This is a genomic window from Listeria valentina, assembly GCF_011800755.1.
GTDB lineage: Bacteria > Bacillota > Bacilli > Lactobacillales > Listeriaceae > Listeria > Listeria valentina.
Window position 1 is genome coordinate 15,135 of sequence record NZ_JAATJW010000031.1, and the last position, 12,072, is coordinate 27,206.

A 12,072-nucleotide genomic window follows, 5' to 3' on the forward strand; every position below is an offset into this window, starting at 1 on the left:
TCTTCATTTTTACTTAGAATAAACCAGAAATCACACCATTATCGTCCACTTGAATGTTTTCAGCAGCTGGAACCTTCGGAAGTCCCGGCATTGTCATAATGGCTCCCGTAAGCGCTACAACGAACCCAGCACCCGCAGAAATCTTAACGTCTTTGATTGTGATCGTAAAGCCTTCCGGACGGCCAATCTTTTTCGCATCATCTGAGAATGAATATTGCGTTTTCGCCATACAAATTGGCAAATGTCCGTAACCCATTTCTTCGATGTGTTTTAATTCTTTTCGAGCAGCTGGTGTAAGTTCAATCCCTTTTCCGCCATAAACTTTCGTTACGATTTTTTCCAATTTTTGTTCAAGCGAATCTTCATCGTCATAAACAAATTGGAAATGATTAGGTTCTTCCGCAAGACGAACGACTTCTTTTGCAAGTTCAACTCCCCCGTCACCACCATTTGCCCAAACATCTGAAAGGACAACATTCGCACCATATTTTTGGCAAGCATCTTCAACCGCTTTCAGCTCAGCATCTGTATCTGTAGGGAACTTATTAATCGCAACCACTGCAGGAAGCCCATAAACATTTTGGATATTCTCAAGGTGTTTTTCTAAGTTCGGCATTCCTTTTACAACTGCATCCACATTTTCAGTGCCCAGATCTTTTTTCTCAACACCACCATGCATCTTAAGCGCACGAACCGTTGCCACAAGAACAGCTGCATCAGGTTTCAAGCCAGATTTGCGACATTTAATGTCAATGAATTTTTCGGCACCGAGATCTGCACCAAATCCAGCTTCTGTTACTACGTAATCGGCATATTTCATCGCTGTTTTCGTAGCGAGTACACTATTACAACCATGTGCGATATTGGCAAACGGACCGCCATGGATAAAGGCTGGCGTATGTTCTAAAGTTTGTACAAGGTTAGGCTTGATCGCATCTTTTAATAGCGCAGCCATTGCCCCATCTGCTTTTAAATCTCCTGCTGTAACCGGATCATTATCACGTGTATAGCCAATAATAATTCGTTTTAATTTTTCTTTTAAATCCCGAATATCATTTGCAAGACAAAGGATAGCCATTACTTCAGAAGCAACCGTAATATCAAATCCATCCTCACGTGGAACACCTTGCGCTTTTCCGCCAAGTCCGTTCACAATATGACGAAGCTGACGATCATTCATATCAACGACCCGTTTCCAAGTAATTCTGCGATTATCAATTCCAAGCTTGTTTCCTTGTTGGATATGGTTGTCAATTAAAGCCGCAAGTAAATTATTGGCCGCACCAATTGCATGGAAATCTCCCGTAAAATGTAGATTGATATCTTCCATTGGTACAACTTGTGCATAGCCCCCGCCAGCTGCTCCACCTTTCACACCAAAAACTGGCCCAAGAGAAGGCTCACGCAAAGCGCTGATCGCTTTCTTTCCGATTTTACGAAGTCCGTCACTAAGACCTACAGAAGTCGTTGTTTTCCCTTCACCAGCTGGGGTTGGGGTGATCGCTGTAACCAAAATCAATTTTGCTTTGCTGTTTTCTAAGTTGTCTACGGCTACTTTAGCTTTGTAGTTCCCGTAAAGTTCAAGTTCTGATTTTTCAATTCCTACTTCTTTTGCAACCTCTTCAATTGGTAATTTTTCACTTTTATGAGCAATTTCAATATCTGAAAGTGTCATGCTGAAAACTCCTTTTTTACACGATTTCTAAAATCGCTTGATAAATTTCATCGGCTCTATCACAGCTTGCTTGTAGTAATGCTTCTCCATCTTGTTTATATTTTGCAACAAAAGCTTCATCTTTAATTCCTGAAAGGTTGATTAAGACGTTTAACCAAGCTCCTTGTATCCCAGATTTAAGATTGAGCGCCGCAACACCCAAATCACTGGCAGCATTAACGTTCGATTTCCCAACTGCTTTTCCCGTAATAGTAATCGCCTTGCTCGCTAACACCATGATGTCGTAAGGAGCTTCAGCAGCTAATTTAAGCGCTTTTTGCATCGCTTCTTTGCGCGCCGCTTTTTCTTCCTCCGTTTCTTTCGGCATTGAAAAGACAGCTGAAACTTGATTAAACGCTTCTGTATCTTTATCAATCGCTTCAAGTAAAGCTTGATTCACTTCCGTTGCTTCTTTTAATACTTGTTTCATCAACTCATCGTATTCAGCGTATTTCTTTTTACCAATTGTTAATTGCGCAACCATCATCGTAAGCGCCGAACCCACACTTGCAGCAAGCGCTGAAGCAGAACCACCACCTGGAGCAGGTGCGTCTGAGCCAAGCACGTCTACGAATTCCGTAATTCCCATATCAACTAATTTCATCTTGCACTCCCCTAACCTAGTAAATGATTTTCTAGAATTTGTTTTTTCTCATCAAAGTCTTCAATTTGCAAATAATATTCGGCACAATCAATTAATGCTTTTGCAGGAGTAAGACCAATCACTTCACTACCAATAATACCTACACCATAACGTTTGGCTTCAAAGCGAATCGTTTCAAAAGTCCGGTAAAGTGGTGTTCCTTCATAGTTCACCATATTCATAGACACTTGTGCAATGTTGCGATCTTCAAGTAAAAGCCCGATTCCTTTACAATATTTAAATCCGCCACTTGAACCACGAACCACTTTCGCGATTTTCTTCGCAATTTCCACGTTATCCGTATCCAAGTTTACATTAAATGCTACAAGAGGCATCCGCGCCCCAACGGCTGTAATCCCAGCTTTCGGATGAATCTTACGTTCCCCGTAATCAGGCGCCCATTCTGGTTCCTTTAATTTTTCCGGCATTCCTTCGAATTGACCCTTACGAACTTTCGCTAAATTCTTCCGGTCCGGCGTTGCTGCAGATTCTTCATAAAGGAAAATCGGAATCGAAAGTTCACGATTGATACGCTCCGCCACTTTTTTCGAAATCTCGATGCACTCTTCCATTGTGACATCTTTAACGGGAACAAAAGGAACCACGTCCGTTGCTCCCATCCGCGGATGCTCACCATGTTGCTTTGTCATATCAATTTTTTCGCTTGCAAATTTCACAAGTTGAAAAGCTACCTCTTGAATTCCATTTTCATCTCCAACCAGTGTAAATACACTGCGGTTATGACTCGGATCTGATGAATGGTCAAGCAAGGAAACACCAGGAATACTCGTTGCTGTTTTGACTAAGCCATCAATCACTTCTTGGTTTTGACCTTCACTAAAATTGGGAATACATTCAACTAATTTTGCCATGGTTTCATTATCTCCTTTTTAAATCATTTGACGATTCTTAACTACAAGTTCGCCTTTTTTATACACATCCGTTACAAGGTTTGTCGCAAAGAAATAAAGAGGATAATCAATATTTGGTGCATCAAACAGTGTAATATCTGCCAATTTGCCTTCATCCAGACTTCCGATCGAATCTCCGCGATCCACCACATAAGCCGCGTTGATTGTCACCGCATTGAAAACTTCAATCGGCGTTAATTTGTCCGCAAAACAGCCTAGTTGCATAATAAATTGCATGTTCGCTGTCGGACAACTACCTGGATTACTATCTGTCGAAAGAGTGATTGCCATATCGTGATCCAACATTTTCCGAGCTGGCGCGTACGTATCCTCCATCAAACTGAACGTTGTTGCTGGAAGCAAGTTCCCGATCACATTTGCTTGGCTAAGTTTGTCAATATCTTCGTCTGTAATCACCATCAAATGCTCAGCACTCGTTGCACCCAGATCAGCTGCCACACTCACGCCACCGATCGATTCGATTTCATCCGCATGGATCCGCAATTTAAAACCTTGTTTTTTCGCAGCACTCAATAATTTTCGTGACTGTTCAGCCGTGAAAACACCTGATTCACAGAACACATCGCAAAATTCTGCCAGATTTTCTGCTTTTACCTTTGGAAGCATCTCTTCGATGATTAAATCAATAAACCCATCAGGATTATCACGATATTCTTCTGGAATCGCATGTGCCGCCATAAAAGTTGAAATAATATCGACCGGCAAACGATGATCGAGTTCGTGAGCCACCTTCATCTGCTTTTCTTCCGTTTCCCAGTCTAGACCATAACCACTTTTAGCTTCAACCGTTGTCACACCATGTACAAGCATGTGTTCAAGGAGCTTAGCCGTCTTCTCATAAAGCTCCGTAAAGCTAGCAGCGCGAGTGGCTTTCACCGTACTTAGAATACCACCGCCTTCTTTCAAAATATCCAAATAAGCGACACCGTTCAATTTTTTAGCAAACTCATTTTCACGCGTCCCCCCGTACACAAGATGAGTGTGCGAGTCAATTAAACCAGGAGAAGCCGTTTTTCCAGTGCAGTCAACTATTTTCGTGTGCTCTCCTATGAGAGAAACTGGGGGATTCCCTTCAGCTACGCGCAAGATTTTTCCTTCACGAATCGCGATAAAGCCTTGTCGAATGATGTTCGCTTCACCCATTTCGCTTCCCCGCAAAGCTCTTCCTTTGTCAATTGGACAAAAGATTTGATTTAAATTTGTTAGGATCTTATCAGCAATCATCAGTATCCGCCTTTCATTTTACATATTTCGAAACTGCTTCACGAATCGCTTTATCATCCGTCAAATACGGAATCGTGATGTGATCCGTTCCTTGTTTTTCCTCATTGAAGGCAATGGAAGTTTCCATCGAATGTTCATTTCTAGCCCAGTTCCGTCTTGCAACACCGCCCATAACGTCCCAAGAAATCGCCGAACGAATAATATCATCAACTAATTCACTGCCATCCAGTACGAGCCCAAAACCGCCATTCACTGACTTACCAATCCCAGTTCCGCCACCGTTATGAAGGGCAATCAAGCTCATTCCACGTGCCGCATTCCCCGCATAACACTGAACAGCCATATCCGCAGTAACATTGCTACCATCACGAATATTAGAAGTTTCGCGGAATGGTGAATCCGTCCCAGAAACATCATGGTGATCGCGGCCAATCATGACAGGACCAATCTTCCCTTCGCGGACAAGTTCATTAAATTTGAGCGCGACATCAATCCGCCCTTGCGCATCTTGATAAAGAATCCTTGCTTCCGTCCCAACTACCAATTGGTTCTTCTCCGCATCACGAATCCAGTTATAATTATCCCGATCTTGATAACGTCTTTCCGGATTAATTGCTTCCATCGCTGCATGGTCTGTTGCCACCAAGTCTTCATGTTTGCCACTCAAGCAAACCCAGCGGAATGGACCATATCCGTAATCAAACAACATCGGTCCCATAATATCTTCTACATAAGACGGCCAGATAAATCCATCCTTATCATCCCGTCCATTTTTCGAGATCTCCATCACACCTGCATCAAAAATGGCTTTCATGAACGAGTTTCCGTAGTCAAAGAAGTAAGTACCTTGGTCAACCAAATGTTTAATCGCGTTAAAATGCCGCACTAGCGTCTTGTTGATCAATTCTTGGAATTTAGGCTGATCTTCTTTAAGTAGCCGTGTCCGTTCCTCAAAAGTGACGCCAACTGGACAGTACCCACCATTATAGGCATTATGACAAGAAGTTTGGTCACTTAAAAGATCCACATGCACTTTATGTTCGTCTACATATTCCAATAAATCCACAATATTTCCGTGATAAGCAATCGACATAGCTTCTTTTTTCGCCATAGATTCTTGGGCTAATTTTACAGCCTCTTCTGGAGTCTGAGCTAGCTTCGAAATCCAGCCTTGTTCAAGCCGCGTATCAATCCGCGACTGATCCACTTCAGCAACAATCGCTACCGCATTCGCAATCTCAGCCGCTTTTCCTTGCGCACCACTCATGCCACCAAGGCCAGAAGAAATAAATAACTTCCCAGCTAAATCACCGTCATCTGGAACCCCCAGTTTCAAGCGTCCAGCATTTAAAAGCGTGTTAAACGTTCCATGAACAATTCCTTGCGGTCCGATATACATCCAACCACCAGCAGTCATTTGTCCATAATTCGTAACGCTCATTTCCTCAGCAATTTCCCAGTCATCTAAATTATCATATTCCCCAATAAGTAAGCCATTCGTGATGATAACACGTGGAGAATCCTTTTTAGATTTGAACAAACCAACCGGGTGGCCTGATTCCACTACAAGCGTCTGTTCATCCGTCATCACTTCCAGATACTTCTTGATCAAGCGATATTGCAACCAGTTTTGGCAAACCTGCCCCGTTTCTCCGTAAGTAACCAGTTCATACGGATAAAGCGCAACATCAAAATCGAGGTTGTTATCAATCATCACTTGCATCGCTTTTGCTGCAGTAGAATTTCCTTTGTACTCATCAATTGGTTTCCCGTAAAGCTTTCCTTCAGGGCGCCATCTATACGCATAAATTCGTCCGCGCGTTGTCAGTTCTTCTAAAAACTCAGGGATTACTTGTTCATGAAATCTTTCAGGGACGTAGCGTAAAGCATTCTTAAGCGCAATTTCCGTTTGTTCTTTTGTAAGCCGAAATCCGCGATCAGGTGCCCGTCTAATTCCTTCAGCAAAAGAAGGCATTTCTGGCAAAATATCATCTAACTTAATGGTCATCGATTTTGCAATTGCATCATTCTTTATCATGTTGACATACATTCCCTTCTAAACATTTCTCCGCTTTCTCGTTCCAAGCCTTTCCTCAGTTTTTATGACTCCGCTCCTTTCTCTTTTCATAGAACAAAAAAACGCGACATTATAATTAAGCGCTTTCTTTTTTGTTGAACAAACCGTTGATATCGCTGGATTTAATCGTTGATAGCATCAAAAACCCAAAGAAGATTCACAGCAAAAACCCTTTCGTTCTTTACCAAGATAAAGAACATTTTTCATTTCAAGAAACCGCTTACATTACGCCCTAACTATATCCGATTGTGAACCATTTGTCAATACAAATTCTTTACATATTTATGAAGTTGTCAATACGACTCATATTGTGTATGATTGAGTAGATAACCATTACTAGGGGGAAATAAGTTTGTACATTACACTTGACCAAAAAGACTACAAAACCATTGAATGGAGTGGCGGCGATTCCATTGAAATCCTAATTTTCCCTTACGACCGCTCATTCCAAAACAAAGATTTCGATCTACGCATTTCGCGCACCAAATTATACCAAAAAGAATCGCGCTTCACCGACCTTCCCGGTTACACACGGGACCTAATCAGCCTACACGGTCACGTCACATTATACCACCAAGAAAATTCGACCGAACGCATCGTTAAAATGGCCCCATTCAAGCTTGACCATTTTAACGGCAGCGCCAAAACGACCAGCCTAGGTTCCGGTGAAGACTTCAATTTTATTTACCGAGATGAACTCGCGACAAAAATCGAAATTCTCCATCAAAACCAGACTAAAAATTTTCTGATTGAGCCTTACTCATTCCAGCTGATCCATGCGATTTCCGACTTAATTGAAATCCAAATTGAGCCTGAGAATGACTATTTACGCGACGAGTTGGTATTAAAAAAAGGCGATAGCTTACTTGTTTTCAATGAAACCGCCAAGTTCACATTCCAAAATGCTTCCATTGCATCAAACAGCGAGCTAGCCATTTTATGTACCTTTGATACCTTACACAATCGCGAATACTATCAAAGCTTTGTGGATGGCATTCTACGCGACCATCCCCAAGTCTAACAACGCCAATTCTTCCTTGCTTCATTAGGGATTGGCGTTTTTTGATAAGCCTAATATTCCAGATTTCCATTTTAGAATTTTTTTAAACGCATTCACCTACTAGCTCCAAAAATTCTTGGCGCTTTTTATCAGAAACTCCATTAATTTGACCCAAATGAAGCCAATTTCTGTTTTTAATCCCCAAACTTTTTAATGTCGTATTCATAAACACGCCAGCTACCGCGTTTCCACTGAAGTACTTCAAATACCATTTAGGTGAAGTAGACGTTGTAATCACTAGTGCCTCTGCAATATGTGACATCTTTCCTTTAATTCCTCGTGGTGTATCAACATAAGAGAATTCCTTCAGCATCACTTTATCCAAAAATCCTTTAATGATGCTTGGCACATCATTCCACCAAACAGGAAAAATGAAAATCAGTTTTTCAGCGCCCATCATTTAGAAATTGTCAATGAAAAAATGAAATTTTTTAGCTAGATTTTAATTGTTAAGTTTAACTATCTGCCTCAAGTGAAGGCAAGGCTATAATAAAAAAAGCAACCCCACACTTTATAAAGTGTGGGGTTGCTTTTTGATACCGGCGGCCGAGGTCGAAGCGGCACGTCCTCAACGGACACTGAATTTTGAGTACCATAGCTATTGATTTTATTAGATTGTCTAAACCACAAAATCGCATATTAATGCAATCAAACCCACAATAACATAATGGGATTATAAAAAAATGGATACTTTGTGGAAACTATCATTAATCTATCATTGAAACTAACTAGAATAACATACCTCTAAAATTCAGGCGCTCTTCCTAAAAACGAACGTGTAGGTTTTGGAACCAGTCAGAATAACATACCTCTAAAACTCATCACTTTTAGCGCCGTCTCCGCCAACCGTTTTGGAACCAGTCAGAATAACATACCTCTAAAACCTCGGAAGTTTTTCCGATATTTCGTAATCGCAGTACTCGTTCCTAGCAGAACTTCCATTCTGATGGTTCCTTATATTCTGAATCACTCTCTATTATGATAAGACTTTACTACTTAAAATACAAGTGATTCTTTTTTCATGCACTCTAATAAACTTAAACCGCTGATTAAGAGTTACAAGATTTATTATTTATATCTCTAATCTTTACAAATACTATAATCAGTTTGTGAATTTTAGCTTATTTTCCTATAATTCTTATACGTTCAGGATTTTTTTAAGTCCTTATTATATTGTCTACTGTAATTAAACGCAGAACTTTATGACACAACAAATTACTCACTTTTAATCGTCAAATCTTTTCTCTCCTCAACGATTTGTACATCCTCTTTAGAAATCCATTTTTCATAAAAATATTTATCCGTTCGCTCAAAATTTAATTTCTTAGCTAACTCAGCGTTATCAGTACCTATACATACATTCCCTTTTATTATCTTAGTCCTAACAGGGAATGTATAACCTTCATATTTTGCTCTTGGTTCTATAAAATAAAAATTAGTTAAATCCGCTTTACTAATTTCCTTTTCATAAATACCCTCATCATATTTATCAAATCCAACTTCTGCACTATCACTTAATAAAAATGTTTTCCTGTTCCCATCCCTTAAAATAACTTTATATTCCTTGCCATTAATATTTGTATAGTAACCCGATTTCAATATATTTTTACTCCATTCTCAACATGATAAAGCTTAACTTTAATACTATTAATACGAGTTTTTCTCCTATTCATCTTTCTTGTGTAGGTAAATATTTAGATAAATCAATAGGGTCTTTAACAGCGATTATTTCAACCTTTCTTTGTTTTCTAGCCAAACTTTGTTGTTTTTTTAAGATAAAAGTTTATTAATATCTTCTCGTAAAGATCTTTTCACATCAAAGTCTTTTAAAGACTCCGTTAATTTTTTTTCTAATGTAACTGAATTCATATTGGCTACTTTAAAATGATTTTGAAATTCGGCAAACAACTCTTCATAATCAATTGATTCAACTGTCTCGGGCAAGTATTCATCACCTTGATATTTATAAGCGCAATAAATCGTAAATAACAATGCATCCGCTACACATACCCACACATCTAAATTTTCCTCGTTCTCAGGAAATTGCATCAAAGTTAATACACCTGTATCCTCTAAATTTTCTAAATAAAAATATAAATCATCAGCTTCAACATTTTTTTCTATTACCCACTGCCAACAACTATCTAATGCCGCAATGATATATTTATAACTTTTTGATTGTTTTAATCTAGGTGTAATTGTATCGCAAAGACCTAAAAAATATACTGCTTTCGCCTCAGTCTGAAGCTTTTTCCAATCTTGGAACATTCTAATGCATCTCCTTACTTTATATATTTTCCATTCTTAATGATAAAGTTTAATCTTCCATTCGGTTTTATACCGTCTACTGTTTCAGATGTAACTTTGATAGTAAGATTAGGATATCTTTCGCTGAATTGCTTGAATATCCCTGCTGGCACATCGGGGTTGTTAAGTCCCTGAATACACGTCGGACATACACCTTTCGGGTTAGATTGGTGTATGTTAAAAGTTCCTGAAATATCTTCTGCTTTTTTTCCCGAAGACTCAACTGCACTTATAAAATCGTTCAAAACTCCTTCTTCGGCATGTCGTGTTGCACTAGCAATTTTGCCAGGTGATTTTATTGGTCTATCTGGCATGAATACATCTAAATCAGGAAGACCAGCCTCTTGTCTTACTTTTGGAGAGCCACCTTTAAAAGTTACATTTTCTAAACCTTTTACATCTGATTTACCTACCGCTATAGTGTCAGTCTTAGGTACATTCCACTCTTTCCGTAAAGCTTCTAATTCTGCTTTTCCAACGCCTATCTTACTTTCAACTTCCCCAATTATATCATCTGCTCCGCGTCCTCCGCCATTCAAATTCAGGTCATACTTTTGTAAAACCTCTTTCATTTTCTCCGTAGCGTTGCTTACTCGAGATGTTCCGCCTGCTGGAAGTGCGCCAAATCCATCCGCCGCAAGTTGTCGTCTTGAATTTAGATTCAAATTATTTTTGAAGTTACCGGCAACTTCCCCGACTTTATCCAACCCTTTAGTGGTTCGTTCAACGCCTGTATGTATGCCTTCCTTAACGGTTGTTTTTAAGCTATTAATCCGTGTTAAGGCACTTTTTTGCCCTAGCTTGAGGAAGTCATCCGCTTTCGATGGAATGCTTTTCACGCCGCGCAAAAGATTATCGCTTAAACTGGCAAGCTTGGTGCCTGATCGAATGGCTTGTGTACCGCCTGAAAAAGCCTTCATTCCTGGCACAATATCCAACAGCGAAAAGGCTCCACGCATCGCTCTTTCTGATGTATCCAGTTCGCGACCCGTTAACCAATCTTTCCCACTCACTGCCGCACTCATTTCTAAACCACCATAAGCCAAACCCAACGCAAGTCCCGCTGGTGGACAGAAAATACTTACGCCAACAATCGCCACCGTTGCCACAACATTCACCCAAAACTCTTTTTTCTGCTGTTCGTCTTTGATAGAAGTATACTCAAAGGCTCGTGAGTTCAACATGGCACTTCTAAACTCTTTTTGGCTCACATCTTGATCTTTGTTCTGCCTTTTCCATTCCTCATACTGGAGTTTCATTTGATCAGCATAATAATTATCCCCACTAAACAAATCGTCTAAACTAACTTCCTTTTTGGGCACCTCAATTTGTTCTTGTGTGTAACTATTCGCATAGCTCGTGACGGTTGTTGTCGCACCAATCCGATTTTTCGTTGTGAATTTTGAAGCATCTAAATCCCGCATGCCTTCTACAAATTTATCCAACGCCTCGTAAAATGGTTGATCAATCGTATCTTCTACAAGGTTTCCCGCTTCTCCTGCAAAGTCGTGTAAGACCTCAAAGTCTTCATAGAGTTCTTGAAGTTTGTGCTTGTTATCGGTGTGAGAAAAAGAGATCGCGCCATCTGCATCCAATCTCGCAATATCCTTTTCCACTTCTTCTAAATTTTTCGAGACGTCCTTTAAACTGTCTATGGCCCCTTTTCCCCAAACGCCTTTTCCAATGAGGCTTCCGATGCTTTTTTCTGCTTTTTCAAAATCATCTTCCTGATAATGAACATCTTTCACCAATTGCATTCACCCACCTCGTAAAATATATTTTAGAAAGATAAATAATCTTCTTTAAATGTTTCATTTCTTTTCCTTGCGGAATAAGTTTCGATATTGTTGAATTTCTCAGATACAATGGATGTATGGAAAGGATCCATCGGGAATTTGCTATCACCCCCTGTAGCTTGATCTACGATAGATAGTCTGTTGCCCGAGCCATTGTTATCCCTACCAACACACTAGCTGTTTCGATTGTGCTTTGGACTTCTGGCTAGTAGACCAGAAGGCAGCTTCCAAAAAACAATCCCTGTATTCTTTTAGGCGAGGTTGTGGTTACACAATGAGCTTCTGGGAAATCCCACAGTATCGAAGCAATTTCCAAATA

General features: G+C 40.0%; 10 protein-coding genes. 1 reads left to right on the plus strand and 9 read right to left on the minus strand.

The genetic code is table 11. The features are described from left to right. Positions 1-13 precede the first annotated feature (13 nt). The 5 genes from HCK02_RS08480 to HCK02_RS08500 are packed head-to-tail and all read right to left on the minus strand — an operon-like array spanning position 14 to position 6,551. A complete protein-coding gene (locus tag HCK02_RS08480) occupies positions 14-1,675 on the minus strand; it encodes a formate--tetrahydrofolate ligase (protein WP_167629690.1) in 1,662 nt (553 codons plus the stop codon). A gap of 16 nt (positions 1,676-1,691) precedes the next feature. Next, positions 1,692-2,318 carry a cyclodeaminase/cyclohydrolase family protein gene (locus tag HCK02_RS08485; protein ID WP_167629691.1) on the minus strand — a complete coding sequence of 209 codons (627 nt, stop codon included), beginning with the start codon at positions 2,316-2,318 and terminating at the stop codon, positions 1,692-1,694. An 11-nt stretch (positions 2,319-2,329) separates the two neighbouring features. Beyond that, the gene (ftcD, locus tag HCK02_RS08490; RefSeq protein ID WP_167629692.1) at positions 2,330-3,229 is read right to left on the minus strand and encodes a glutamate formimidoyltransferase; all 900 of its coding nucleotides are present in this window, start codon (positions 3,227-3,229) and stop codon (positions 2,330-2,332) included. 18 nt (positions 3,230-3,247) lie between these two features. Beyond that, positions 3,248-4,513: an imidazolonepropionase gene (hutI, locus tag HCK02_RS08495; RefSeq protein ID WP_167629693.1), complete on the minus strand. Its 1,266-nt coding sequence runs from the start codon at positions 4,511-4,513 to the stop codon at positions 3,248-3,250. A gap of 13 nt (positions 4,514-4,526) precedes the next feature. Beyond that, a complete protein-coding gene (locus HCK02_RS08500) occupies positions 4,527-6,551 on the minus strand; it encodes a urocanate hydratase (protein WP_167629694.1) in 2,025 nt (674 codons plus the stop codon). 391 nt (positions 6,552-6,942) lie between these two features. On the opposite strand from HCK02_RS08500, the gene HCK02_RS08505 reads away from it, so the two are divergent. Further along, a complete protein-coding gene (locus HCK02_RS08505) occupies positions 6,943-7,611 on the plus strand; it encodes a HutD family protein (RefSeq protein WP_167629695.1) in 669 nt (222 codons plus the stop codon). Positions 7,612-7,693: 82 nt separating this feature from the next. Here HCK02_RS08505 and HCK02_RS08510 read toward each other — a convergent pair whose 3' ends face one another. The 4 genes from HCK02_RS08510 to HCK02_RS14110 form a co-directional block, all read right to left on the minus strand. Next, the gene (locus tag HCK02_RS08510) at positions 7,694-8,050 is read right to left on the minus strand and encodes an NAD(P)H-dependent oxidoreductase (protein WP_167629696.1); all 357 of its coding nucleotides are present in this window, start codon (positions 8,048-8,050) and stop codon (positions 7,694-7,696) included. A gap of 815 nt (positions 8,051-8,865) precedes the next feature. Further along, a complete protein-coding gene (locus HCK02_RS08515; RefSeq protein ID WP_246215563.1) occupies positions 8,866-9,249 on the minus strand; it encodes a hypothetical protein in 384 nt (127 codons plus the stop codon). Positions 9,250-9,420: 171 nt separating this feature from the next. Beyond that, on the minus strand, positions 9,421-9,918 hold the full coding sequence (locus HCK02_RS08520) for an Imm6 family immunity protein (protein ID WP_167629697.1): 498 nt from the start codon (positions 9,916-9,918) through the stop codon (positions 9,421-9,423). 14 nt (positions 9,919-9,932) lie between these two features. Continuing rightward, entirely contained in the window at positions 9,933-11,714 is a 1,782-nt protein-coding gene (locus tag HCK02_RS14110) for a hypothetical protein (RefSeq protein WP_246215564.1), read from the minus strand. Between the last annotated feature and the right edge of the window lie 358 nt (positions 11,715-12,072).

Coding starts and splice junctions, on each gene's coding strand:
- HCK02_RS08480 (WP_167629690.1), bottom strand. CDS start 1,675: ATGACACTTTCAGATATTGAAATTGCTCATAAAAGTGAAAAATTACCA.
- HCK02_RS08485 (WP_167629691.1), bottom strand. CDS start 2,318: ATGAAATTAGTTGATATGGGAATTACGGAATTCGTAGACGTGCTTGGC.
- ftcD (WP_167629692.1), bottom strand. CDS start 3,229: ATGGCAAAATTAGTTGAATGTATTCCCAATTTTAGTGAAGGTCAAAAC.
- hutI (WP_167629693.1), bottom strand. CDS start 4,513: ATGATTGCTGATAAGATCCTAACAAATTTAAATCAAATCTTTTGTCCA.
- HCK02_RS08500 (WP_167629694.1), bottom strand. CDS start 6,551: ATGATAAAGAATGATGCAATTGCAAAATCGATGACCATTAAGTTAGAT.
- HCK02_RS08510 (WP_167629696.1), bottom strand. CDS start 8,050: ATGATGGGCGCTGAAAAACTGATTTTCATTTTTCCTGTTTGGTGGAAT.
- HCK02_RS08520 (WP_167629697.1), bottom strand. CDS start 9,918: ATGTTCCAAGATTGGAAAAAGCTTCAGACTGAGGCGAAAGCAGTATAT.
- HCK02_RS14110 (WP_246215564.1), bottom strand. CDS start 11,714: ATGCAATTGGTGAAAGATGTTCATTATCAGGAAGATGATTTTGAAAAA.